At 69.0% G+C, this 24,030-nt stretch carries 31 protein-coding genes; 12 read left to right on the top strand and 19 right to left on the bottom strand.

All coding sequences use genetic code 11. The annotated features are described in order from the left end of the window. Positions 1–54: 54 nt before the first annotated feature. Positions 55–378, top strand: coding sequence for a putative quinol monooxygenase (locus J4E04_RS02475; protein ID WP_490149832.1), 324 nt, complete (start codon positions 55–57; stop codon positions 376–378). On the opposite strand, the gene J4E04_RS02470 is transcribed toward J4E04_RS02475, so the two are convergent. Both J4E04_RS02470 and J4E04_RS02465 read right to left on the bottom strand, forming a co-directional pair. Then, the gene (locus J4E04_RS02470) at positions 375–1,271 is read right to left on the bottom strand and encodes an alpha/beta fold hydrolase (RefSeq protein WP_490149831.1); all 897 of its coding nucleotides are present in this window, start codon (positions 1,269–1,271) and stop codon (positions 375–377) included. The two genes, J4E04_RS02475 and J4E04_RS02470, sit on opposite strands and share 4 nt — an antisense overlap. Positions 1,272–1,278: 7 nt before the next feature. Continuing rightward, complete coding sequence (locus J4E04_RS02465) at positions 1,279–1,857, bottom strand: TetR/AcrR family transcriptional regulator (RefSeq protein ID WP_490149830.1); 579 nt, start codon at positions 1,855–1,857, stop codon at positions 1,279–1,281. Positions 1,858–1,910: 53 nt separating this feature from the next. Between J4E04_RS02465 and J4E04_RS02460 the strand changes: the two genes are divergently transcribed. Continuing rightward, entirely contained in the window at positions 1,911–2,828 is a 918-nt protein-coding gene (locus tag J4E04_RS02460) for an oxygenase MpaB family protein (RefSeq protein ID WP_490149829.1), read from the top strand. 508 nt (positions 2,829–3,336) lie between these two features. After that, positions 3,337–3,846 (top strand): endonuclease domain-containing protein, encoded by a 510-nt coding sequence (locus J4E04_RS02455; protein WP_490149828.1) that lies wholly within the window; start codon positions 3,337–3,339, stop codon positions 3,844–3,846. A gap of 56 nt (positions 3,847–3,902) precedes the next feature. Here J4E04_RS02455 and J4E04_RS02450 read toward each other — a convergent pair whose 3' ends face one another. Next, positions 3,903–4,394, bottom strand: coding sequence for an alpha/beta fold hydrolase (locus J4E04_RS02450; protein ID WP_490149827.1), 492 nt, complete (start codon positions 4,392–4,394; stop codon positions 3,903–3,905). 99 nt (positions 4,395–4,493) lie between these two features. After that, positions 4,494–6,119: a chaperonin GroEL gene (gene groL, locus J4E04_RS02445; protein ID WP_027506274.1), complete on the bottom strand. Its 1,626-nt coding sequence runs from the start codon at positions 6,117–6,119 to the stop codon at positions 4,494–4,496. 403 nt (positions 6,120–6,522) lie between these two features. Here groL and J4E04_RS02440 point away from each other — a divergent pair, with 403 nt between their 5' ends. Further along, positions 6,523–7,974, top strand: a complete 1,452-nt coding sequence (locus J4E04_RS02440; RefSeq protein WP_197027817.1) for an amino acid permease — start codon at positions 6,523–6,525, stop codon at positions 7,972–7,974. Here J4E04_RS02440 and J4E04_RS02435 read toward each other — a convergent pair. From J4E04_RS02435 to J4E04_RS02400, 8 genes are all read right to left on the bottom strand, one after another. After that, the gene (locus tag J4E04_RS02435; RefSeq protein WP_490149826.1) at positions 7,971–8,879 is read right to left on the bottom strand and encodes a serine/threonine-protein kinase; all 909 of its coding nucleotides are present in this window, start codon (positions 8,877–8,879) and stop codon (positions 7,971–7,973) included. The two genes, J4E04_RS02440 and J4E04_RS02435, sit on opposite strands and share 4 nt — an antisense overlap. After that, entirely contained in the window at positions 8,879–9,673 is a 795-nt protein-coding gene (locus J4E04_RS02430) for an HAD-IIA family hydrolase (protein WP_027506272.1), read from the bottom strand. The genes J4E04_RS02435 and J4E04_RS02430 overlap by 1 nt, the downstream gene beginning before the upstream one ends. Before the next feature lie 18 nt (positions 9,674–9,691). Further along, positions 9,692–10,579 (bottom strand): DMT family transporter, encoded by an 888-nt coding sequence (locus J4E04_RS02425; RefSeq protein ID WP_328811147.1) that lies wholly within the window; start codon positions 10,577–10,579, stop codon positions 9,692–9,694. A gap of 5 nt (positions 10,580–10,584) precedes the next feature. Then, positions 10,585–11,160 (bottom strand): DUF6764 family protein, encoded by a 576-nt coding sequence (locus J4E04_RS02420; protein WP_037186116.1) that lies wholly within the window; start codon positions 11,158–11,160, stop codon positions 10,585–10,587. 75 nt (positions 11,161–11,235) lie between these two features. Beyond that, a complete protein-coding gene (locus J4E04_RS02415) occupies positions 11,236–11,580 on the bottom strand; it encodes a UBP-type zinc finger domain-containing protein (protein ID WP_056441460.1) in 345 nt (114 codons plus the stop codon). Then, complete coding sequence (locus tag J4E04_RS02410) at positions 11,577–13,031, bottom strand: ATP-binding protein (protein WP_490149825.1); 1,455 nt, start codon at positions 13,029–13,031, stop codon at positions 11,577–11,579. The genes J4E04_RS02415 and J4E04_RS02410 overlap by 4 nt, the downstream gene beginning before the upstream one ends. A 31-nt stretch (positions 13,032–13,062) precedes the next feature. Further along, complete coding sequence (locus J4E04_RS02405) at positions 13,063–14,754, bottom strand: NAD(P)/FAD-dependent oxidoreductase (RefSeq protein WP_222638027.1); 1,692 nt, start codon at positions 14,752–14,754, stop codon at positions 13,063–13,065. Positions 14,755–14,792: 38 nt separating this feature from the next. Further along, the gene (locus J4E04_RS02400) at positions 14,793–15,719 is read right to left on the bottom strand and encodes a LysR family transcriptional regulator (protein WP_222632050.1); all 927 of its coding nucleotides are present in this window, start codon (positions 15,717–15,719) and stop codon (positions 14,793–14,795) included. A gap of 126 nt (positions 15,720–15,845) precedes the next feature. On the opposite strand from J4E04_RS02400, the gene J4E04_RS02395 reads away from it, so the two are divergent. Continuing rightward, positions 15,846–16,256, top strand: coding sequence for a DUF5997 family protein (locus J4E04_RS02395; RefSeq protein ID WP_056441446.1), 411 nt, complete (start codon positions 15,846–15,848; stop codon positions 16,254–16,256). A gap of 23 nt (positions 16,257–16,279) precedes the next feature. Here J4E04_RS02395 and J4E04_RS02390 read toward each other — a convergent pair whose 3' ends face one another. Further along, positions 16,280–16,609, bottom strand: a complete 330-nt coding sequence (locus J4E04_RS02390; protein ID WP_155957051.1) for a hypothetical protein — start codon at positions 16,607–16,609, stop codon at positions 16,280–16,282. Between the two features lie 205 nt (positions 16,610–16,814). Between J4E04_RS02390 and J4E04_RS02385 the strand changes: the two genes are divergently transcribed. Next, on the top strand, positions 16,815–17,195 hold the full coding sequence (locus tag J4E04_RS02385; protein ID WP_490149824.1) for a DUF1304 domain-containing protein: 381 nt from the start codon (positions 16,815–16,817) through the stop codon (positions 17,193–17,195). 10 nt (positions 17,196–17,205) lie between these two features. Here the strand turns inward: J4E04_RS02385 and J4E04_RS02380 are convergent, their stop codons facing one another. Genes J4E04_RS02380 through J4E04_RS02355 form a run of 6 tightly spaced genes read right to left on the bottom strand, consistent with a single transcriptional unit; the run spans position 17,206 to position 19,959 of the window. Beyond that, a complete protein-coding gene (locus J4E04_RS02380) occupies positions 17,206–17,757 on the bottom strand; it encodes an Asp23/Gls24 family envelope stress response protein (protein WP_027506263.1) in 552 nt (183 codons plus the stop codon). Next, positions 17,754–18,578, bottom strand: a complete 825-nt coding sequence (locus J4E04_RS02375; RefSeq protein ID WP_222632056.1) for an Asp23/Gls24 family envelope stress response protein — start codon at positions 18,576–18,578, stop codon at positions 17,754–17,756. Before J4E04_RS02375 ends, J4E04_RS02380 begins: the two co-directional genes overlap by 4 nt. Continuing rightward, on the bottom strand, positions 18,571–18,750 hold the full coding sequence (locus J4E04_RS02370) for a DUF2273 domain-containing protein (protein ID WP_027506261.1): 180 nt from the start codon (positions 18,748–18,750) through the stop codon (positions 18,571–18,573). The genes J4E04_RS02375 and J4E04_RS02370 overlap by 8 nt, the downstream gene beginning before the upstream one ends. Positions 18,751–18,773: 23 nt before the next feature. Continuing rightward, positions 18,774–19,094, bottom strand: coding sequence for a hypothetical protein (locus J4E04_RS02365; RefSeq protein WP_490149823.1), 321 nt, complete (start codon positions 19,092–19,094; stop codon positions 18,774–18,776). Further along, complete coding sequence (locus J4E04_RS02360; RefSeq protein ID WP_490149822.1) at positions 19,091–19,477, bottom strand: hypothetical protein; 387 nt, start codon at positions 19,475–19,477, stop codon at positions 19,091–19,093. The genes J4E04_RS02365 and J4E04_RS02360 overlap by 4 nt, the downstream gene beginning before the upstream one ends. After that, positions 19,474–19,959: an Asp23/Gls24 family envelope stress response protein gene (locus J4E04_RS02355; RefSeq protein WP_056441439.1), complete on the bottom strand. Its 486-nt coding sequence runs from the start codon at positions 19,957–19,959 to the stop codon at positions 19,474–19,476. Before J4E04_RS02355 ends, J4E04_RS02360 begins: the two co-directional genes overlap by 4 nt. Positions 19,960–20,081: 122 nt before the next feature. Between J4E04_RS02355 and J4E04_RS02350 the strand changes: the two genes are divergently transcribed. The 6 genes from J4E04_RS02350 to J4E04_RS02325 all read left to right on the top strand — a co-directional run bounded on the left by J4E04_RS02350 (position 20,082) and on the right by J4E04_RS02325 (position 24,027). Next, positions 20,082–20,621, top strand: a complete 540-nt coding sequence (locus J4E04_RS02350) for an RNA polymerase sigma factor (RefSeq protein ID WP_308115734.1) — start codon at positions 20,082–20,084, stop codon at positions 20,619–20,621. Further along, positions 20,612–21,064: an Asp23/Gls24 family envelope stress response protein gene (locus tag J4E04_RS02345; protein ID WP_222646293.1), complete on the top strand. Its 453-nt coding sequence runs from the start codon at positions 20,612–20,614 to the stop codon at positions 21,062–21,064. The genes J4E04_RS02350 and J4E04_RS02345 overlap by 10 nt, the downstream gene beginning before the upstream one ends. Before the next feature lie 43 nt (positions 21,065–21,107). Further along, positions 21,108–21,575, top strand: a complete 468-nt coding sequence (locus J4E04_RS02340) for an SRPBCC family protein (protein ID WP_027506258.1) — start codon at positions 21,108–21,110, stop codon at positions 21,573–21,575. Beyond that, a complete protein-coding gene (locus tag J4E04_RS02335; RefSeq protein WP_490149821.1) occupies positions 21,575–22,789 on the top strand; it encodes a PQQ-dependent sugar dehydrogenase in 1,215 nt (404 codons plus the stop codon). The genes J4E04_RS02340 and J4E04_RS02335 overlap by 1 nt, the downstream gene beginning before the upstream one ends. Positions 22,790–22,930: 141 nt before the next feature. Next, positions 22,931–23,203, top strand: coding sequence for a GlsB/YeaQ/YmgE family stress response membrane protein (locus J4E04_RS02330; RefSeq protein WP_027506256.1), 273 nt, complete (start codon positions 22,931–22,933; stop codon positions 23,201–23,203). Positions 23,204–23,313: 110 nt separating this feature from the next. After that, entirely contained in the window at positions 23,314–24,027 is a 714-nt protein-coding gene (locus J4E04_RS02325) for a phosphatidylserine decarboxylase (protein WP_056441430.1), read from the top strand. Positions 24,028–24,030: the final 3 nt, after the last annotated feature.

The following is a 24,030-nucleotide window of genomic DNA, read 5'->3' as shown; positions in this document are numbered from 1 at the left end:
GGGCCGAGGGGGTACACAGGGAGTCGACCGGTCCGCACGTTCGAAGGAGCCCCGTTGATTTTCATCACCGCCAAGTTCAGAGTGAAGCCCGAGCATGCCGACGACTGGCCGCAGATCTCGCGGGACTTCACCGAGGCATGCCAGGCGGAAGAGGGCTGCCTCTGGTACTTCTGGTCGCGCACGCTCGACGACCCCACCGAGTACGTCCTGGTCGAGGCATTCCGCGATCCCGACGCCGGCGCGGCGCACGTTCAGTCGGACCACTTCAAGCAGGCGCAGAAGGACCTCCCGCCCTACCTGCAGGAGACCCCGAAGATCATCAGTCAGGAAGTGGACGGGACCGACTGGAACGAGCTGGGAGAGCTCGCGGTCGACTAGTTCTCCGCCAGCGTCCGTACGGCGTCGGCGAACTGTCCCGGGAGTTCCTGGGGCGGATTGTGCCCGGCGTCGACGGCGCGGACGTCGATCAGATCGGTGAAGTGCGCCGAGTGGTCGGATGTTCCGTACAGCGCCGCCACGGTGTCCTCCGTCGGATCGACAACGATGGTGGGCACCGTGATTCGCGGCTGTTCCGCCAACAGCTGTTCGGTCTCGGCGTAGGCGTCGTCGCCAAGTACCAGGCCGTACCGGTGGCGGTACGAATGGACTGCCACGTCCACGAAATCTGGATTGTCGAACGACGGTGCCGTGGCGGCGAACTCGGAGTCACCGAACCTCCACGTCGGCGACCAGTCGGTCCACAGCGTCTGCGCGATCTCTGCGCGGTACGCGGCCAGACCGGCGCGACCTCGCTCGGAATGGAGGTAGTACTGGTACCAGTAGCGCTTCTCCAGATGCGGTGGGGCCGGCGTCGTGGCGGCCGCCGCACGGTCCTGCACCAGGTATCCGGACACGCTGACAAGACCCGACACCGACTCCGACCAGACAGCGGCGACGACGCACGCAGCCCGGCCGCCCCAGTCGTACCCGGCGACGAGTGGCCGATCGAGGCCCAGCGCCGCGATCAGTTCACGCAGGTCGTGACCGAGCGCCGCCTGCTCACCCGACCGCATCGTTCCGGCGTCGGCAAAGCGTGTCGGGCCGAAGCCGCGCAGATACGGAACGACCACATCGAATCCCTGCTTCGCCAGTATGCGCGCGACGTCGTCGTAGCAGCGGGGGTCGTACGGGAAGCCGTGCAGCAGCACCACAGCCCGACCCGCCGGATCGCCGTAGCGCTCGTAGGCGATGTCGAGAACCCCGGCCCTGACGGTGCTGATCACTGGTGCCATGGATCCATCATGCCCGTCGACCACTGCGGCCGGCCGAGGTGACGACACCGATGCAGTGGTCGACGAACCGCTGTCGATCGACCTCGATTCCGCCGTCGAGGTACATCGAGAACAGAGCCGTGAGCGCCCCCACGACGCCGGTCGCCGTCAACTGCCTGTCCACCTCGTCGGACTCGAGCTGCTCGCCCACCACCGACACGAAGACGGGCATCGTCGTCATGCCCAGCGTGCTCAACGCAGGGTCCACGAACGGCGCTGTCAGAAGCACTCGGCCACGAGCCGGTTCGTCGATCATCAACTCCACGAATGCCGTGACGGCGCGGCGGGCGCGCTCGTCCGGGCGGCGGGCCTGACCCACCGCCGTGACCAGCGCCTCGCGCGCACCTCCGGCGACATCGCTATAGACGCTGCGCACGAACGTGTCCCGATCGGTGAAGTTCTCGTAGAAGTAGCGTTCGGTGAGCGACGCGCGCGAACACACCGAGCGCACGGTGACCGCCGGCCGACCGACCGAGCCGAGTAGTTCCACCCCGACCGCCAGCAGGGTTGCGCGTCGCTGCTCTCGCCGCGCCTCGAGCGTGGTCACGTTGCGACACCTCACTGTTGACGACCGTCCACCCTGCACCCTACGGTGACAACATGCGTAGTCAGCCGTTGGGGCCGGAGTCACTCACCTGGCGATACTTCGGGGACTGGCGCGGCATGCTGCAGGGGCCCTGGGCCGGCTCCATGCAGAACATGCACCCGGCACTCGGCGCTGCCGTGACCGAGCACTCGACCTTCGAGTCCGAGCGATGGCAGCGCGTGATGCGGTCGCTGTACCCCATCGGCGGCGTGGTCTTCGACGGCGACCGTGCGGCGGACACCGGCGCCCGAATCCGCAACTATCACAAGGACATCAGCGGTCTCGACGCCCAGGGGAAGCCGTACCACGCCCTCGATCCCGATGTCTTCTACTGGGCGCACGCCACGTTCTTCGTCGGCACGATGCTCACCGCCGATTACTTCATGGGCGGCATCACCGAGGCCGAGCGTGAGCAACTGTTCGTCGAACACCGGCAGTGGTACTCCCTGTACGGCATGAGCATGCGCCCGGTTCCCGAGACCTGGGCCGACTTCCAGCGCTATTGGGACCACATGTGCCGTGCCGTGCTCGAGGATACTGCCGCCGCACGCTCGGTCCTCGACATGTCGGCCCTCCCCCGCCCGCCCTTCCTCCCCTGGTTGCCCCAGCGAGTGTGGGCCCTTCTGCTCCCCGGCATCGAGAAGTCCGCGGTGCGGATGACCGTCGGTCTCTACGACCCGGCGGTCCGAGATCTCCTGGGCTACACCTGGACCGACAGGGACGAGCGGTGGCTTCGCCGTGTCGGCACGCTGGTGAACCTCGCCTTCCGCATGGTCCCGGCGCGCCGGCGTATGCATCCCCGGGCCCGAGCCGGCGTCGACATTGCTGCCGGTCGGCAGCCCGCGAACTCGCCGCTCGCGGAGACCCCCGACCGCAACCTGCCGCCTCTCGGGCGTCGGGACAACCCCCGGCATTACGTACCCGGCCGCTGATTGCACGTAAGTGCACCCGATCGCGGACGAATCGGCGGAATGGCAGATTCCGGCACCATAATGTGGCTCCAGATGCAACAGCCGCTGGAGGGCTCTAGATGAGCGATCGGTAGTCCACAGGGGCACCTCCTAGTTGGACTACCGCCACTACGGGCGTCGCGACACTGTTGCGATGGACGTATTCACCTGGCACCAGCTCATCGCCGGCGGAATCGACGGCTCGACGGTGAGCCGGCGGGCGGCACGCGGCGCTCTTCACCGTGTGCTTCCCGGTGTCTACTCGTCGGAAGTGCCTACGTACACCACACGATGCGAGGCAGTGAGGCTCTGGAAGCCCGACGCAGTGTTCAGCCACGACACCGCGGCGTGGATGTGGGACCTTCTCCCCGAGGAGCCGGCCCTGGTGCACGCCACTGTTCCGAGGACCGGCACCACGAGGGGTCCCGACTGGGTGAGGTTGCATCGTCGAACCCTGACGAACGTCAGATGGTTGGGGGACATACCTGTCGTGTCCCTCGAACACGCGATCCTCGACGTCGCCGGCACGTTGACCCGGCCGCAGTTCGAGAAGGTGATCGACAGGGCGCTGTCACGGGCGGTGAGCTGGCGTTCCCTGGCGCAGCTGTGCGACGAGGCGAAGGGGATGACCGGCATGCGTCTGCTGCGTGACCAGTTGCGGCGAGCATGCCCCCACACACTGTCCGAACCCGAGCGCATGGTGGCGCGAGCTCTCACCGCCCGCAACATGCACCTGGAAATCAATGGCAAGGTCGGCCCGTACTACGGAGATCTGGTGGACCGGCGCGGGCGCGTGGTGGTGGAGATCGATGGGCGTGAGTTCCACACGGCTGTAGACGTCTTCACCAGCGATCGTCGCCGACAGAACGCACTGGTACTGGACGAATGGATGGTGCTGCGATATTCCGCAGCGACCGTGTCCGCACACGTCGACGCTGTCGCGGACGAGATAGTCGCCACCGTGCGCCGTCGACGATCCTTGGCTCGACGACGCACGTGACTGCACCCGATCGCACCCGAATCTGCCGTTTCGCAGAATTACCGACGATCGGGTGCCTACACGTGCAGCGAGGCCGCCACCTCCCCGAGCGCCCCCTCGAACTGGTGCCCACCCCGCTGGTGCTCGAGCGCCCGAGCGCCCGGGAGCCGCGCGGAGGCCAGTGCCAGGTGCGAGAAGGGGACCACGTCGTCGTCGCGGCAGTGGTGCAGCGTCAGGGAGACCTCCGGCAGGACGGTCGGCCACTCGTACTGGTGGACGTCCCAGCCCGCGGCACTCCAGTCGGGCATCGCGAGCAACGTGGCGGCGGGAACCGGGAGCGAGGCGAGCACGTGCAGCAGGACGGTGGCGCCGAAGGAGTGCGCGATCACGACGTCGGGACTCGCCTCGAGGCCGCGGCGTATCGGTCCTGCCCACGCCTCGACGCTCATGTCGTCGCTCGGGATGCGGGGCATGTCGACCGTCGCGCCGAGCAGCGCGCCGAACTCCTCCGCCATCGGCTCGTCGTCGTCCTCGCCGCCGGCGCCGTGGACGAACAGCAGTCTCGTCATACCGATACCGACTTGACGGGGCGCCGGAACTCACCGCGGAACGCCGAGAGCCGGCCACCCGTGAGGGTGACCGGCTCTCGTGCGATCAGGGAGCGGGACTCAGAAGTCCATGCCGCCCATGCCGCCGGTCGGATCGCCCGCGGGCGCTCCGGCCTTCTCCGGCTTGTCGGCGACGACGGCCTCGGTGGTGAGGAACAGAGCCGCGATCGACGCTGCGTTCTGCAGTGCCGAGCGGGTGACCTTGACCGGGTCGTTGATGCCGGCGGCGAGCAGGTCCTCGTACTCGTTGGTCGCGGCGTTGAGGCCGTGGCCGAGGGGGAGGTTGCGCACCTTCTCCGCGACGACGCCGGGCTCGAGGCCGGCGTTGAACGCGATCTGCTTCAGCGGTGCCTCGAGGGCGACGCGAACGATGTTCGCGCCGGTGGCCTCGTCGCCCGTGAGGTTCAGGTTCTCGAGTGCGGGAGCCGACTGCAGCAGCGCGACGCCACCACCGGCGACGATGCCCTCCTCGACAGCTGCCTTGGCGTTGCGCACGGCATCTTCGATGCGGTGCTTGCGCTCCTTGAGCTCGACCTCGGTGGCGGCACCGGCCTTGATGACTGCAACGCCACCGGCCAGCTTGGCCAGGCGCTCCTGCAGCTTCTCACGGTCGTAGTCCGAGTCGGAGTTCTCGATCTCGGAACGGATCTGCGAGACACGACCCGCGATGGCGTCGGCGTCGCCGGAGCCCTCGATGATGGTGGTCTCGTCCTTGGTCACGACGACCTTGCGAGCCTGGCCGAGCAGCTCGAGTCCGGCACCCTCGAGGGAGAGGCCGACCTCTTCGCTGATGACCTCGCCACCGGTGAGGATGGCGATGTCGGCGAGCTGCGCCTTGCGACGGTCACCGAAGCCCGGTGCCTTGACGGCGACGGACTTGAAGGTGCCACGGATCTTGTTCACGACGAGAGTGGAGAGCGCTTCGCCCTCGACGTCCTCGGCGATGATCAGGAGCGGCTTGCCGGACTGGATGACCTTCTCCAGCAGGGGCAGCAGGTCCTTGACGGTGGAGACCTTCGAGCTGACGAGCAGGATGTACGCGTCCTCGAGGACGGCTTCCTGACGCTCGGCGTCGGTGACGAAGTATCCCGAGATGTAGCCCTTGTCGAAGCGCATGCCCTCGGTGAGCTCGAGCTGCAGGCCGAAGGTGTTGGACTCCTCGACCGTGATGACGCCTTCCTTGCCGACCTTGTCCATGGCCTCGGCGATGAGCTCGCCGATGGACGCGTCGCCTGCGGAGATACCAGCGGTCGCAGCGATCTGCTCCTTGGTGTCGATCTCCTTGGCGGACTTCAGCAGGGACTCGGTGACAGCGGCGACGGCTGCCTCGATGCCGCGCTTGAGGCCGAGCGGGTTCGCGCCGGCTGCGACGTTGCGCAGGCCTTCGCGGACGAGTGCCTGAGCGAGAACGGTCGCGGTGGTGGTGCCGTCACCTGCGACGTCGTCGGTCTTCTTGGCGACCTCTTTGACCAGCTCTGCGCCGATCTTCTCGTACGGGTCCTCCAGCTCGATCTCCTTGGCGATGGACACACCATCGTTGGTGATCGTGGGGGCGCCCCACTTCTTCTCGAGTACGACGTTGCGACCCTTGGGGCCCAACGTCACCTTGACTGCGTCGGCGAGGCTGTTCAAGCCCCGTTCGAGGCCACGGCGTGCCTCTTCGTCGAACGCGATGATCTTGGCCATTGCGAAGTGATCCTCCGGATTGGGGGTGACACACGAAGCGACCGCGGGTGGGTCGCTCCCTTTCCACATCCGGCCGAGTCGGTGCCCGCGACGGACGACCAGGGGTGTCGATGATTCCCGATCTCACCTCTTCGACCTGGCACTCACAGTACGCGAGTGCCAACCAGATTTCTAGCAGTCGAGGTGGTCGAGTGCAAGGTCGTCGTCGAGTGGTCGCGATTCACACGGTGTTCACGTGCCGGAACGACGACCGACTCACGCGTGAGAAGAATGTGGGACGCGACCAGTTGTCGCGCGCCACAACAGAATCCACGCGAATCGGACATATACACCCGCCCACCCCTGCGGACGAAAGGACCACATCGTGTCCGATGCAGTCGACACCGGTTACGACAACTCGGCGATGGCACACGAGGAGGAGGGCTACGACAAGGGCCTGAAGCCTCGGCAACTGCAGATGATCGCCATCGGCGGCGCGATCGGCACCGGTCTGTTCCTCGGCGCGGGCGGCCGCCTCGAGTCCGCGGGCCCGGGCCTGTTCATCATCTACGCCGTCTGCGGCGTCTTCGTCTTCTTCATCCTCCGAGCGCTCGGCGAGCTGGTGCTCCACCGCCCGTCCTCCGGATCGTTCGTCTCCTACGCCCGCGAGTTCTACGGCGAGAAGGCCGCCTACGCGGCCGGGTGGATGTACTTCCTCAACTGGGCGATGACGGCGATCGTCGACGTCACGGCCGTCGCGACCTACATGCACTACTGGGGTGCCTTCAAGGGCATCCCGCAATGGACCATCGCCCTGATCGCACTGGCCATCGTGCTCGCCGTGAACCTGGTGTCGGTGAAGTGGTTCGGCGAGATGGAGTTCTGGGCGGCCATGATCAAGGTCGCGGCGCTGGTGACCTTCCTGGTCGTGGGCACCGTCTTCCTCGCCGGTCGGTTCGACGTCGACGGCCAGTCGACCGGCTTCGGCGTCATCTCGGGCAACGGCGGCCTCTTCCCCACCGGGGCGTGGCCGCTGGTCATCGTCACGTCGGGTGTCGTCTTCGCCTACGCGGCCGTCGAACTGGTCGGGACCGCGGCCGGAGAGACCGAGAACCCGGCGAAGGTGATGCCGCGGGCCATCAACTCCGTCATCTTCCGCATCGCGGTGTTCTACGTGGGATCGCTGATCCTGCTGGCGCTGCTGTTGCCGTACACCACCTACCGGGCCGGGGAGAGCCCCTTCGTCACGTTCTTCTCCCGCATCGGCGTCGACGGCGCCGGCACGATCATGAACATCGTCGTGGTCACCGCGGCGCTGTCCAGCCTCAACGCCGGGCTGTACTCCACGGGCCGCATCCTGCGGTCGATGGCGATGAACGGCAGCGCGCCGTCGTTCACGGCGCGGATGAGCCGGAACGGTGTCCCCTACGGCGGCATCCTGCTCACCGGCGCCCTGACACTGCTCGGCGTGGCGCTCAACGCGTTCAAACCCGGCGAGGCGTTCGAGATCGTGCTCAACATGTCGGCCCTCGGCATCATCGCCTCGTGGGCGACCATCGTGCTCTGCCAGCTGCAGCTCTACCGGTGGAGCCGCAAGGGCATCCTCGAACGGCCGTCGTTCCGGCTCTTCGGGGCGCCGTACACGAGCTACGCGACGCTCGCGTTCCTCGCTGCGGTGCTGGTGCTCATGGCGCTCGACGCGCCGATCGGGACGTGGACCGTCGCCACACTCGTCGTCATCGTGCCGATGCTCATCGGCGGCTGGTTCCTCGTCCGGGCCCGCGTCCTCAGCGTCGCCGAGGAGCGGATGGGCTACACGGGCAAGTACCCCGTCGTCGCGAACCGGCCGACGGATCCCGAGACGCCGAGCGACTAGCGACGTCGGTACCAGGGCCGGTCGGGCTCAGGTGGCGGGGAGGCCGGAGGCCGGCCGGGATCAGGTGGCGTGTGGTCCCTCAGGGCCCGCGCCACCGCCACGCTCAGGTCGTGGCACGACGCGAACCGGTCCGCCGGCTCCTTGGCCAGCGCGCGCTGCACGACGGCGTCGAGGCGGGTCGGCAGGTCGGCCCGACGCGAGCTGACGGACGGCGGGGTCCGCCTCAGCTGGGCGTCCATGACGGCGAACGGAGTGGCCAGCGGGAACGGCGGCCGTCCCGTGAGCAGTTCGACGAGGGTGGCACCGAGCGCGTAGATGTCGGTGCGGGCGGTGAGCGTGCCGCCCCGCAGCAGTTCGGGTGCCGCGTAGCCGATCGACGTCAGCACCGTCCCGTCGTCCGACACCAGCGGTGTCGGCGAGGACGTCGACCGGGCGATTCCCCAGTCGGACAGCAGAACCTGCTCCCGGGTGTCCGCATCGGCGACACTCGCGAGCAGGATGTTGCCCGGCTTGACGTCCCGGTGGACGATCCCGAGCCCGTGCGCGTGATCGAGAGCTCTCGCCACGCCGTCGACGATGCGGGCGGCTCGGTGGGCGTCGAGTGGGATCTGTCCGCGCGCGACGAGGCGGGCGGCGCTGTACCCGTCGACGTGCGGCATCGACATCCACGGCCGCCCGCGGAACTCGCCGTGATCGTGCGCCGCGACGATGTTCGGGTGCTGCAGCAGGGCGCCGATCCGCACCTCGGCCGCGAACGCGTCCCGCGGGGCGTCCGCACGCAGGATCTTCAGGGTCTCCGGCGGTGCCGATCCACGTCGGGCGAGATACACCTCGGCGGTGCCGCCGTGACCGAGCAGTCTCTCGACGCGGAACCCCGCGAACTCGGATCCCGGCCGCAGGACCACTACCGACCGATCTCCAGCACCGCCGGCAGGTCCGCGACGGAGTCGACGACGAACGCCGGTTGCATCGCGTACTGGTCGCGTGCGTGCCGGTCGAGGCGTTCCTGACGGAACTTGCCCGTGCGGACCAACATGCCGCGCATGCCGACGACCTGGGCGGCGAGCACGTCGTTGTCGAGATCGTCCCCGACCATCACCACCAGGTCCGGATCGACGCCCATGCGTTCCGCCGACGTCTGGAAACCGAGCGGCGCCGGCTTGCCGACGGCCGTCGCCGTGCGGCCGGACGCCGATTCCATGCCCGTCAGATACATGCCCGTGTCGATGCGCAGCCCCTCGGCCGTGGTCCACATGAGGCTGCGGTGCATCGCGACGACGGGCACGCCCTGACACATCCAGTCGTAGACCCGGCTGAGCGCCTCGTGGGTGAACTGCTCGCCGGCGCCGCCGAGCACCACCACGTCCGGATCGCTGTCGACCCACTCCACGCCGGGCAGATCGTCGGCGATCCGGCCGCTGTTGAGGAGGACGCACCGTGCACCGGGGTACCGCGTCCGCAGGTGGTCGGCGGTGAGAGTGGCCGCGGTGACGATCTCGTCGGCGTGCACCTCGATGCCCGCATCGGTGAGCGCGTCGGAGATCTGCTCCCGCGTCTTCGACGTGGTGTTGGTCAGGAACGCGCACGCCACGTCGTTGCTGCGCAGCGTGCTCACCGTCTCCGCGGCCCCGGGCACGGGACGCCAACTGGTCATGAGCACACCGTCGATGTCGAACAGCACCCCACCGATCGGACTCATGCGACGAGCCTAGTGCCGCTACGGGTTCGGGGCAGGATGGGCGGGTTCGACGTTCTCGGCCGCGCCCGCGGACCGGGCCAGGGCCACCGCCGAGACCACCACGAGAATCAGGGCGACGACCAGCACCACCGTGACCTCACGATCGGCGTCGAGGTACTCGCCCAGCACGACGAATCCCAGCAGCGACGCGACCATCGGTTCCATCACGGTCGTCGCGGGCAGCGAGGCCTGCAACGCACCCACCTGGAAGGCCGACTGCTGCAGCGAGATCGCGACCACGGCCACGGCCACGAGCGCGTACGGCTCGAACGAGGTCAGCAGCGGCTGCGGTCCGCGTCCGGCGAGGTGGACGACACTCTTCGTCAGCACGGCCGCGACGCCGAACAGCGCACCGCCGGCCAGTCCCAGCAGCAGGGCGCGCCGGGACCGGGAGCCGCTGCGCGCGCCGAGAACACAGGCGAGAACGAACGGGATTCCGACGCAGAGAACGACGACCCAGTGCCGCGTCTCGGCGCGTTCCACGCCGGGCCGCGGATCGCCCACGACGACGAGGACCGCGATGGCCGCCGTCAGCGCGGCAGCCCACAGCCAGTCCTTCGCCGACACGGTGCGGCCGGAGAACCGAGCACCCAGCGGCAGCGCGAACAGCAGGGACAACACGAGGAGCGGCTGCACCAGGAGAAGGGATCCGAGCCCCAACGCCGCCGCCTGCAGGCCGTAGCCGCCGATGCCGACGACCGTGCCGATCCACCACAGCGGCTCGCGGATCAGCGTGGTGATGGGTCCCAGCCGACCGACGGACTCGTCGGGAATCGACGCCGCCGACCGCTGGCGGACGACGGTACCGACAGCGATGCACACCGCCGCCCCGACGGCGCAGAGCACCGCCAGGACGGTGGCGTTCACGACGGTTACAGACCGGCGATGCAGGACCGTCCGGTGGAGAGGTCGAGAGCGAAGGAGTTGAGACCGGCGCAGTTCACGCCCGTGACCGTGCTGGCCGTCGCGCCGCCGCCGTACCCGGCGATGGCGACGGAGGTGGCTCCGTTCGTGGCGAAGGACTGCGAGATGCCGCCACCGAGGGAGTACGAGTACGAGGTACCCGCTCCCAGAACGGCACTCAGCGCGGTGCCGAAGCCGGTGGCGTTCGACGTCGAGCGCCCGCCGTCGGCGACGCTGACCGCGGTACCGCTCTCGGACGCCGACGACGTGGCGACGCCGGCGCCGGTGGCCTTGGCTCCGCAGCTGGCCGTGTCGCTCACCTGGATGTCGTTGGCCGCGGGCGGGGACACGCAGGTGACCGGAGCCGCGGACGCCACCCCGGTACCGAGGATCGCCCCTGCGGCGATGGTGGCGCCGACCGCGACGGCTGCGCCGAATCGCGTTGCACGAGAGGAACTTCGATCCGAGCGCGTGGCGTTGGAGAAGAAGGACGAGGTGGGGATGAACGACACGGACGGCTCCTGAGGCTGTGCGAGAGAATGCATCGTGCAATGCACCGCAGACCTTACCGCCCGCTCGTCCCTACCGGCGGGTAACTCCATAACGATTCGATGTTGGGTTCAGCGGACGTGGCGCTGCCAGTCCCAGGGGACCCGAGACGACGGTCCGGGCACCGTCTGGTCCATCGGATGATGCTGCGGCGCAGCGAGTTCGGGACCGTCGAAGCCCTCCTCGGTGACGTAGTTCCAGAACCACGTCTCCCCGGGTTCGAACGACTGCACGACGGGATGACCGCTGGTCGCGGCATGGGCACTCGCATGCTGCGACGGTGAGGAGTCACAGCATCCGACGTGGCCGCACTGAGCGCACCGACGCAGGTGCACCCACCACCCGTCGGTGGCGTCGCACTCCACGCAGCCCGTGCCGCTGGGCGGTACCGCGGTGTCGATTCCGTTCGTGCTCATCCGACTTCCTCCTCTGCGGTCGGCATCGGCGCCCCGGCCGGGCCGTCGATCGGTATTCGTACCTGGAACCGGGTGTCTCCCGGCTCCGACAGCAACCGTAGGTCGCCGCCGTGCTTCTTCACCACGATCCGCCACGAGATGTCGAGGCCCAGACCGGTGCCCTCGCCCACAGGCTTGGTGGTGAAGAACGGTTCGAAGATGCGGGACCGGATCGCCTCCGGAACCCCCGGGCCGGTGTCCCCGATCTCGATGAGGGCCGTGTCGTTCTCCCGCGCCGTGCGCAGAGTGAGCGTTCCGTGGCCGTCCATGGCCTGTACGGCGTTGTCGATGAGGTTGGTCCACACCTGGTTGAGCTCCGCGGCGTACGCCGCGACGGGAGGCAGCGCCGGGTCGAAGTCCTTGACCACCGTGATGTCGTCGCCGATCTTGCGACCGAGCATCACCAGGGTGCTCTTGAGGAGGACCCGCAGATCCACCTTCTGGAACGGCGCACGGTCCATCTGCGAGTACTGCTTCGCGGCGTTGACCAGCGTCGACACCCGTGTGGTGGAATCGGAGATCTCGTTCATGAGCAGTTCGGTCTCGATGGTGTAGTTCAGCCAGCGGATCGTGCTCTCGAGAAGCTCCGCCCCCGTGTCCGCGGCGACGCGCTCGAGCCAGTCGGCCTCGATGCCGGCCTGCACGAAGGTCGGGGCGAGGTCCCACCCGTCGGAGATGTCGTGGTCCTCGAACCACTCCCCCAGCGCGTCCTCCCGGTCGGAGGCCTCCATGGGAGTGAGCTCCGGCGCTTTGCCCACCAGTTCGGCGGCCTCGTCCTGCAGGCGGATCAGACCCGTCAGGGAGTCGGTGTCGTAGACGCCCGACGCGATGACGCCGAGTTTGCGGCGCATGTGCGACACCCGGTCCCGCAGCGCCGCCGTCGCACGGACCGCCGCGGCGGCCGGGTTGTTCAGCTCATGTGTCAGACCGGCCGACAGCGACCCCAGCGCCAGCAACCGCTCCCGCTGGTCGATGACCTGCTTGCTGCTCTGCTGACCGAAGAACAGTCCCTCGAGCATGTGGACCGCCATGGGGAACCACTCTCGAACCAGGTCTCCGAACCGCTCGGCGTCGAGCACGAAGAACCGGGACGGACGCGTCACGTCCATGCCCGACATGTACTTCTGCGGGGCGCGGTCCCCGAGGTACGCCTGCCACGCACCCGCGTAGACGCCCCGCGACGACGTGCGGTTCACCTCGATCTTCTCGCCGCCGGACATCTTGGTCAGCACCAGTTCCCCGTCGAGGAGCACGTAGAAGCACGTGGCGTCGTCGCCCTCCGCGAACACGGGACCGGCCTCGATCATCTCCACGTGCCCGTTGGCACACAGTTGCTCGAGCTGCTCGTCGTCGAGCGACTCGAAGAGGAACAGCGTCTTCAGTTCCTCGGTGCTGCAGTCGAGTTCGGTCATGATGATCCAGCTTCCGGGACGCGTGCGGTGGTCAGGGTTGGGCGAGATAGCGGTGGACGAGCATGACGGCCATCGCACCCTCACCGACGGCCGACGCGACGCGCTTGGCGGAGTCCGCGCGCACGTCGCCCGCCGCGAAGATGCCGGGCACGCTGGTCTCGAGATGGTGCGGTGCGCGGTCGACCGACCAGCCCGGAGGGCGGGCCCCGTCGACCGTGAGGTCCTGACCCGAGACGACGAAGCCGTGGCGGTCGCGCACCACCACGCCGTCCAGCCACTCGGTCCGCGGCGCCGCCCCGATGAAGAGGAACAGGTAGCCCGTGTCGACGGTCTCCTCGTCGCCGGAGACCCTGTCGCGCAGGGTGATCTGTTCGAGGTGGCCGTCGCCGTGCGCGGCGGTCACCTCGGTGCAGGGGCGGACGGAGATGACGGGGTTCTTCTCGATCTGCTGCACGAGGTAGTACGACATGGAGGCTTCCAGCGACTCGGCGCGCACCACGATGGTCACCGACCGCGCCCACTTCGACAGGTACATCGCTGCCTGACCGGCGGAGTTCGCGCCGCCCACGATGTACACGTCCTGATCGGTACAGCCGACCGCCTCGGTGACCGCGGAGCCGTAGAAGACGCCGCGACCGGCGAACTCGTCGACCCCCGGCGCCGGATGCCGTCGGTAGGAGACACCCGTGGCGAGGATGATCGAGTGCGCGGCGATCGCACTGCCGTCGGTCAGACGCACCACGCGCGCCGGCCCGTCGACCTCGACACCCGCGACCTCGCGGGTGGTGACGAGTTCGGCGCCGAACTTCTCGGCCTGCCGACGTGCACGCTCGGCCAGCTGTGCGCCGGACACCCCGTCCGGGAAACCGAGGTAGTTCTCGATGCGCGAGCTCTGGCCCGCCTGCCCACCCGTCGCGGTGCGCTCGACGAGGACCGTCCGGAGACCCTCGGACGCGCCGTAGACGGCCGCGCCCAGGCCGGCGGGCCCGCCGCCCACGACGACGAGGTCGTAGAAGTCCTCCGTCGGCGTGGTGCCCAGACCGAAGTACTCGGCCAACTCGGTGTCGGTGGGGTCGAGCAGACACGACCCGTCCGCGCACACCACCACCGGCAGCGTGCGATCGTCGTGACCCGCCGCCGCCAACAGACGCGCTCCCTCGGGCTCGTCCGCGAGGAACCACCGGTACGGCAGCCTGTTGCGGGCGAGGAACTCGCGCATCTCCGACGATCGAGACGCCCACCGACCCGCGATGATCTTGGTCTCCAGGATGGGCCGGATGTCGGCGGCGTGCCACGCGTCGAGCAGCGTGTCCACCACCGGGTACAGCTTCTCCTCCGGCGGATCCCACGGCTTGAGCAGGTAGTAGTCGAGGTCGACGACATTGATCGCCTCGATGGCGGCGTCGGTGTCCGCGTACGCCGTGAGGAGCACGCGGCGCGCGAACGGGAAGATGTCCATGGCCTGCTCGAGGAACTCGAGACCGCTCATCGACGGCATGCGGTAGTCCGCGAGCAATACCGCGACCTGGTCACCGCGCAACGCGATCTCTCGCAACGCCTCCAGGGCGGACTCGCCGGACTCCGCCCGGATGATGCGGTACTTCTCGCCGTACTTGCGCCGCAGATCGCGGGCGACGGCGCGGGACACCCCGGGATCGTCGTCCACGGTGAGGATGGCCGGCTTGCTCGCGCCGGCCGAACTTCGGGGAGCTGGGTCGCTCACGAACCCGCCTTTCCACTCGTCACGACGGCGACAGTATGTCAGCGTCGTCGGCGGGGCACCTGACTTCGCTTGGCGGCCGGCCCCGGAGCAGCTGCCTTCTTCTTCTTCCTCGGCGGTGTCCCGCGTTCGGACTCGGTACGCGAGCTGTGCGCGGCCCGTCCGCGCACCACCCCCAGGAACTCCTGCGGCAGGTCGAGTGTTCCCTCCTCGGGTGCGGCGACCGATGTGGGCCAGGCCAGGAAGATCCGGGTGGGGTCCGCGTCGGTGACGGGCCGGTAGAGCAGGTCCTTGCGACTGTGCAGTCGGGCCAACGAGTGCGGCACGAGCACCGGGCCGACACCTGCGGCCACCATCTCGAGCGTCGTCGGCAGCGTCGCCTCGGATCGGTCGGAGCCGTCCTGCAGCGACTCGCCCTCGAGATCACCGAGCGTGACGGCGTCGTAGGCCGCGGCCGGATGGTCCTTGGGCACCACCACGACGGCGACCTCGGAGTACAGCGGGACGCAGTGCAGCCCCTCCCGCTCGGCGGGCTCCCGCACGAAGCACATGTCGACCACACCCGTCCGCAGCGCGTCGAGCTGGTCCGACTCCTCGACGACGACCGTCTGCAGGTCGGTGCCGGGGTGGCGATCCGCCCAGATCCGGGTCCATTTCGTGACCGTCACTCCCGGAACGAAACCGACCCGCAGCGTCGGCCGCGCCGGCGCTGCCGCAGCCTCCTCGGCGCGGCGGCGATCGTCCTCCGCCACGATGTCGCGGGCCCGGTCGAGCAGAGCCCGTCCGGCCTCGGTGAGTTCGGTGGGCCCGTCGCCCGGAACGAACAGGGGTTCGCCGACCTCGTCCTGGAGTTCCTTGACCGCGGCACTCAGTCGGAGCCGGGAGATGTTCAGTGCTTTCGCCGCGCGCCCGAACGCGAGCGTCTCGGCGACCTCGATGTACCAGCGCAGGACGGTCGCATCGTTCACCGGGCCAGCGTAGTCCCCGCTGCGCTCGGCCGACTTCCCGCTGCGCTCGGCCGACTTCCCGCTGCGCTCGGCCGACTTCCCGCTGCGCTCGGCCGTGGTCGGCCGTGCGGGCGCTACGCTGGCGCGGTGAGCCAGGACCTGAACGCCCAGACGATGAAGCCTCTGACGGCTGCTGCCAAGCTCGGGATCTTCCTGCCGGCGGCGCCGGAGGAGTTCCGCTCCCAGCCCATCACGCGAGGCGACCTCGAGGCTCTGCGCCAGAATCCGCCGCAGTGGTTGAGCGATCTGTGGACGGCGGGGCCGTTCCCCCGCGACGTCGTGGCGCGCAAACTCGGCGTCACCAACACCGCACTGGCGCGCAACGACGTGTCCGACTCGATGACGCAGGCCGAGATCGACGCGCTGTCCGCCGAGGAACCGGACTGGCTGAAGGCCGAACGCGAGAACTACGCGGAGGTGCAGCGCGAGGCCGTCCGCGTGAAGGAGAAGGAAGAGGCGCGCCGGGCGCAGACCAACAGGCCCCCGAAGAACCGCTGACGGACGCGGCCCGGCGAGCCGGGTCAGCCGACGAAGCGCTGGGCGACCACGTCGACCTGCGGAGCCTGATGTGCCGAGCGGCGCCGCCCGACCTCGTCGATGCCGCCCATGAGCGCGGCGACCAGACCTGCGGGGTCGGTGTTCCACTGGCGCTCGATGGCCTCGATCTCACCCGGCAGGAACAGGCCGGTGAACCGCAGATCGGACACCCACTGCCCGATGTCGCCGCACGAGATGGTGGTCAGGACGTCCTGGTCCACGCCGATCTCGAACTCGTCGCAGAAGACCGCGCGGATCATCTCGGTGTGGCCGGTGTTGACCGCGTGTGAGCGGTGCGCCAGAAGGTCGTGCATGTGGTTCTCCCCGACACGAGGGGCGTCGACACGACGCCGAATCTGTGTGTAACGAAGCGGGATCGTGGAGCGATACACCATCTCGTCCGTGGGCCGAAGCGTACGCGCCGGACGAGGGTCCCGGGGCTCCTGTGACAACTTCGTGAGAAAACACAACTGGTGCTGGTCCCGTGCCGTGTGGCAGGTGCGGCGCATACTGACCGGCATGACCGCCGTCGCTGCTGTTCTGGCCGCTCTCGCCGCCGCGCTCCACGTGTACATCTTCGTTCTGGAGTCCTTGGTCTTCCGCACCAAGGGCCGTCACGTCTTCGGCGTGCGGGAGGACTCCCACGTCGACGTCATCGAGCGGTGGGCCTTCAACCAGGGCTTCTACAACCTGTTCCTCGCGGTGGGTGCCGCGGTCGGCGCGGTGAACCTGGCGGCGGGGAATCACACCGTCGGCGCCGTCCTGGTGTTCGTGTCCGCGGGATCGATGGTCGGCGCCGGCAGTGTTCTGCTCGGCACCGACCGTCGGATGATGAAGGGCGCGCTCGTGCAGATCGTCCCGGCAGGACTGGCCGTCGTGGCCACCGCACTCGCGCTCTGAGCCGCGAGGGTCAGGCCGAGAGCAGTACCCGAACGCCGACGGCACCGTCGCCGACGACCGACGCGACCGCGCTGCGCACGTCCGTCAACTTCTCCGCCACGGTGCGCAGCGATGCGGACTCCTCGGCCCGCACCACCACGGTGATCACCGGGACACGGCGACCGTCGGACCGCTCGTGACGCAGACGCGCACGCGCGGACTTCACCCCGTCGACCTCGCGGGCGGTGTCGGCCGCCCTGTGAGCGACCGATCGCAGATCGACGGTCACGCGGCCGTCGGGATCGCCGGTGACCGGCAGCGACAGGGTGCGCCCCGCTGAGGACGGCAGCCTTCGTACCAGTGAGAACACCACGAGCAGCGCGATCAGCACTCCGGCGCCGAGGAGAGCCCACGGCCACCACTGCTGGTCCTGCGCGTCGGTCACCACCGACGCGTCGACCTCGGTGAGTTCGAACGGGAGTCGATCGCGCTGCCACAGTGCGGCGCCACCGCCGACGGCCACGAGCGCGAGTCCGATGATCAGGACACCGAGGCGGTCGAAGAACACCGTGGTCCGCTTCATTTCTCGCCTCCTGCGACAGTCGGGGTGGCCGTGGTCTCGGGTGCGGCCGCCACCGTGGGTTCCGGCTCGGTCACCTTCGCCAGGTCGGCCTTGTGCACCCACACGTCGTCCGCGATCCCGCTGGACCGGTACCGACGGGCGCGCCACTTGAGCGAGGCCAGGACGACCAGAACTCCGACGACCGCCACGGCGATGCCCGCGGGGAACATCCAGGACAGGGGTGTGAGTCCGTCGATCCAGTCGAGTGCGCTCGCCGTCCACTCTCGACCGCTGATGACGGAGAATCCGACCAGCGCGTCGCGGATCAGCACACCGGCCCCGGCGAGGAGCAGCAGCGACACCACGATCGCGATCGGGGTCGCGGCCGGAGCCGCGAGCGGCCGGGTGGTCGGCGCCGGAGTCGCGCCCGACGCCGGCGCGGCGGACGAGGACACGGAACCGAAGTCGCCGACGTGTACGTCGACGGAATCCGTGCGCAGGCCCGAGTCGGTCATGCCGCGCGCGATGTCGCGGCGGAGATCGTCGGCGACGGACGCCGCCGAGCGCGGCCACGCCACGGTCACGTCGACGGCGGCGCGTACGCGGTCGTCCTGCTTCGTCACCTTCACACGGGACGGTTTGCGGCCGAAGCTCCCGCCGGAGGTGACGACACCGTCGGTGCGACCGAGGGAGGCGTCGGCGATGGACTCGACCGCGCGATCGAGGACTGTGAGCGACCCACGCTGCGCGGGGTCGATCGTCCCGGGGTCGGGCCTGTCGGACAGGTCTTTCGAGACGGTGTCCGCTCCGTCCGCCGTGTCGCTCGGGGCGGTGTCAGCCACGGCCGCGACCTCGCAGGAGTGCCTCGGGGTCGAAGTTTCCGTCGCGGTACGCGCCGACGGCGAACCCGATCGCACCCAGGACGAGAGCGACGAGGAATCCGGTGAATCCGCCGGCTGCGGCAGCGACTGCCAGAAGGAGGCCGGCGAGAAGGCCGATGGTCGAGGAAGTCATGGTGCTCCGATCGTGGAGAGCGGTCAGTTCTCCCGGGAGGGAGAACGTGGGTCCGTGGGTCTGGGTGGCCGGTCGGCCGAGCTCGTGGGCAGGTCGACGTAGGTGCGCCGCGTGGGCAGCAGTCGACGGACCCGGGACAGGCGTCGAACGGCGAGCCGTCGTCGGGAGACGCCGACGACCACCTGCGTCGCGACGGTCCCGCAGGAGAACTTCGCGTCGATGTCGCGCAACGCACGGATGAGCGACTCGGCGTCGCCCCCGGCGTCGGGATGGTGCGCTCTCGCCGCCGCACGCCGAGCCTCGCGATAGGCGGGGTCGGCGTGCGGCGGACGAGGCTGGGTCACGGGCGGAGAGTACCCCCGGGAGCCGAGGTCGACCCCGGCTCGGAGGACTCGGTCGGTTCCGGTCCGGAGGACCCTGTGTCGGCGCCGCCGTCCGACGGCGACGCCACGTCCTCGACCACGACGTGCACCGGGGCATCGACCACCGCACGGACGGCGCGGCGAACCGCGTCGGCCGTCTCGCGTACGACGGCGTTCGGGGTCACGGCGATGTGGATCTCGGTCCCGTCGTCCCGGATCGCGACCCCGGCGACGCGCCTACCGGGAAGGTAGGTGCCGATCTCGCCGAACATCCCGCCGTGCAACGAGGCGACTCCGTCCACCGCGACGACCGCGTCCGCGACGAGATCGGCGCGATCGCTGCCCGACGGTGCCGCGGGGCTCATCGAACGCGTGCGGGTGCTGCGTCGTCGCGCTCGTCTTCTTCCTCGAACAGGAAGACGTCGTGCACGGTGATGTTGACCTCGGTGACCTGCAGGCCGGTCATCCGCTCGACCGCGTCGATCACGTTGCGACGGATGCCCGCCGCGAGATCCGCGATGGACACGCCGTAGTCGGCCACGATGTCGATGTCGACGGCTGCCTGACTCTCGCCGACCTCCACGGACACGCCCTGCGAGTGGTTGACCCGGGCGCCGGGGATGCGCTCGCGCAGTGCACCGATGGCGCGGGTCGCGCCGCCGCCCACGTCGTGCACGCCCTGGACCTCACGGGTGGCGATGCCGGCGATCTTGGACACGACGACGTCCGCGATGGTGGTGCGGCCGTCGGACGCGACCAGTGCACCGGTGGAGTCGGTCTTCTTGTCCAGCGCACCGTTCGAGCCGGTGGCGGTGGTGGACGTGGTGGATCCCTGTGCTGTCGTCATCTACGTCATCCTTTCGGGTTCGTTGTGTCGGGAGTAGGTCGAGGCGGACCGAGGAAAACGTATGCGGATGTGATGTATGCCACACCACTGTCGTTTCACACCCGCTGGTTCGAATCTGCTCCGTGGACAGCGACGCGGCTCTCGTCGACGCTGCGGTCATCGGTGACCGCAACGCGTTCGAGGAGATCGTCCGCACGCACGGTCCCGCGATGTTCCGGTACGCCCGCAACATGTTGCGTGACGACGGCGTCGCGGAGGAGGTGGTCCAGGACGCGTTCGTCGCGGCCTGGAAGAGCCTCGGCAACTACCGGTCCGACTCGGCGCTGCGCACATGGCTGTTCGGTATCACCGCACACAAGGCCATCGACGCCACGCGGCGCCGCATCCCCCGTCCGCACGAGGAGTGGCTGTTCGACGACGCCGTCAGCGACGTGTCGGACGATCCGGAGGTGCGGGCGACGGAATCGGGGTTCCTCGCCGAGCTGCGCGTGGCCCTCGGGGCACTGCCACAGATGCAGCGCTCGTGCTGGTTGCTCCGCGAGGTCGAGGGAATGACTCATGTCGAGATCGGGGAGATCCTGTCCATGTCGCCGTCCGCGGTGCGCGGTCAGGTCACCCGCGCACGAACCACTCTGAGCGAGAGGATGGCGTCATGGCGTTAGACACGGCGGACGAGCCGGACGATCCCGTGCTCAGCCGCGCCGCACAGGAACTTCGCGACGAGGAGGTGCCGTCCTGGGTCGAGGCCAGCACGGCGATCCTCGCCGCACTCCGCGCGACGGCTCGGCGGACACGCGCGCTGGACGCCTCGCACCCGGGTTTCGTCGACGGCGACTCGCTGCGGGTGGGCGACCACCTGGTGCTCCTGTCCATCGCCCACGCCCTGTCGGAACTGCCCTGCGGGGTCAAGGGCATCGAGCTCGACGTCGACGGACGCCGGTGCACCGGGGTGTCCCTGGACATCGCCGTGACGTACGGCCAGGACATGGCCGCGCTGGCGGTGACACTGACCGGGAGGACGGCCGACGCGGTGAACACCACGCTCGGCACCGCTCTCACGGCGGAGGACGTCGCGGTGCACGTCGTGGACGTCCTACTACCCTGACGGCGTCACCACCCAGCCTGCCTGAACACACCGGGAGAACTCCATGGCCACACCCCTGTCCGTCAGCGTCGACATCGATGCACCGCCGAGCGCGGTCTGGTCCGTGGTGTCCGACCTGAAGCGCATGGGTGAGTGGAGCCCCCAGTGCGCGGTGATGAAGGTGTTCGGCCCGCTGCGCGTGGGCACCCGCACGCTCAACGTCAATCGGCGCGGACCCCTCGTGTGGCCCACGACGTCGCGGGTCGTGCGCCTCGAGCCCGAGCGACTGCTCGCGTTCCGCATCACCGAGAACCACACGGTGTGGTCCTACTTCCTGGAACCGACCGAGACGGGCACACGCGTGACCGAGCGTCGCGAGGCACCCGGCGGCACCACCAAGGTCTCCGACACCGCGGTGCGACTGGTGCTGGGCGGCACACGCAACTTCGAGGCCGAACTCGAGCGGGGCATGGCGTCCACCCTGGCGAAGATCAAGGACGCGGCCGAGAGTTCTGCTCGTACCGTGAAGTGATGACCCCTCGCGCCCGCACGACCCGCGCCCTCGCCGGCCTCGCCCTGTCCGCTGCTCTGGCGACGACGGCGTGCTCGACCACGACCGAGTCCGACGCCTCCCCCGCGGCCGGCACCCCCGAATCGCCGACATCGCAGGCAACGACACCGGGACCGACGTCCGCGGACGCCGCGAGCGCCGTCCCGAACGTCGTCGTCTCCTCACTGGCCACCGGGCTCGATCACCCGTGGGACGTGGTCCGGGCGCCGGACGGCACCGTGATCTTCGACGAGCGCCCCGGCCGCTTCACCGCGATCCGGCCCGGTGGTGAGCCGACACCGATCAGCGCCGATCTCGGCGATCTGTTCGTCGGATCGGAGACCGGTCTGATGGGCCTCGCACTGTCACCGACCTTCGAGACCGATCGGACCCTGTACTCCTGCCAGGGCATTCGAGGCGACGACCCCACCATCGGCGTGGTCGCATGGACGGTGGCCGACGACTACGCGAGCCTCACGCGTGAGCGCACCGTCATCTCCGGGTTCCCGGTCACCTCCGGTCGCCACGGCGGATGCCGGGTGCTGGCGAACGCCGACGGCACCCTGTTCATCGGCACCGGCGACTCGGCTCAGGGCACCGTTCCGCAGGACCCGACGTCGCTCGGCGGCAAGGTCCTCCGGGTCGACGCCGCCACGGGCGCACCGGCCGCAGGCAATCCCGACCCCGCGAGCCCGGTCTTCACACTCGGCCACCGCAACGTCCAGGGACTGGCCGCCCGGCCCGGCACCGATCAGATCTTCTCCGTCGAACAGGGCACGTCGCGGGACGACGAGGTGAACCTCCTCGCGGCGGGCGGCAACTACGGGTACCGCCCGGACCGCGGCGGCGGCTACGACGAGTCCGTCGCGATGACCGATCCGGACCGTGTACCCGGCGCCCGGAACGCGGTGTGGAGCTCGGGCCCGAGCACCATCGCCACCGCGTCGGCCACGTTCCTCGACGGTGACGCCTGGGGCGCGTGGAACGGCATGCTCGCCGTCGGCGTGCAGAAGGGCCAGGAGGTCCTGCTCCTCGATCTCTCCGACGACGGCACCACGGTGGACGCGCAGTCGACGATTCCCGCTCTCAGCGAGTACGGCCGCATCCGCACGGTGTCGGCACAACCGGACGGGACGCTGCTCGTGACGACCGACAACGGCGACACCGACCAGATCCTGCTGGTCACGCCGCAGTAGGCCCGCCGTCACGCAGTCGAGGCCGGATCGTGATGTGCCGTCGTCCGACTTAACGTTTGCTGAGTATCGGGGCCGGGTACAGAAGGTCAGTAGTCATGCCCGGTCCACGGGCAGCAAAGCTGATCTGAAAGAGGTTCCATCATGTTGGGTCTGGGCATCATCGGTTGGATCATCATCGGCGGACTCGCCGGATGGATCGGCAGCAAGATCATGAAGACGGATGCGCAGCAGGGCATCATCCTCAACATCGTCGTCGGCATCATCGGCGGCCTGCTGGGTGGATTCCTGCTCCGAGCGTTCGGCGTTGACGTCCAGGGCGGCGGCATCATCTTCAGCTTCGTCACGTGCCTCATCGGCGCGTGCATCCTGCTGTTCATCGTCAAGGCAGTCACGGGACGCGGTTCGCGCGTCTGACGCAGACCCCACCTCTCGGGGCCCCTCACGTAATCTGTGAGGGGCCCCGAGTCGTGTCCGCACTCCCCTCGGGCCGTGAGAGTCCGCCCGAATCGACGTAAGAGGAGCCCGTGGCCCGCAGACCTGTCCCCCCTGGTACGCCTGAACCGACCGGAGCAGGACACATCGTGGACCTGGTGCGGCGCAGCATTCCGCCGCTGCATCCCGCCGGTGCCCCGTTCGTCGCGGTGCCGTTGGCGCTCGCCGGACTCGGCCGCCGCCACCGGGTCGTCCGCACCGCCTCGCTGCTCACCGCCGGAGCCATGGCGGGCTTCTTCCGCCACCCTCCGCGCGTCCCGCCGAATCGGGCCGGGGTTGTCGTGGCCCCCGCCGACGGTGAGGTCGCACTCGTCGACCACGCGGTGCCGCCCGCCGAGTTGAACCTCGGCACCGCTCCGCTGCCGCGGGTCAGCATCTTCCTGTCCGTGCTCGACGTCCACGTCCAGCGCGTCCCGGTGTCCGGCACGGTCGAGGCCGTGGTGCACAAGGCCGGACAGTTCCTGTCGGCCGACCTCGCGGACGCCAGCGAGGTCAACGAACGCACCAGCATGCATCTGCGCACACCGTCGGGTCACGACCTGGCGGTCGTACAGATCGCCGGACTGCTCGCGCGACGCATCGTCAACACCACGTCCGTGGGCGACTCGCTCACCATCGGCGACACCTACGGACTGATCCGCTTCGGTTCGCGCGTCGACACCTACTTCCCGGAGGGGTCGCGGACGGCGGTGATCGTCGGGCAGCGCGCCATCGGAGCCGAGACGGTTCTGGCCGAGCTTCCGTGAGCG

Source organism: Rhodococcus sp. NFXS4 (assembly GCF_058139645.1).
Note: the sequence above shows the minus strand (reverse complement) of the source record. Positions and strands in the feature narration are given on the sequence as shown.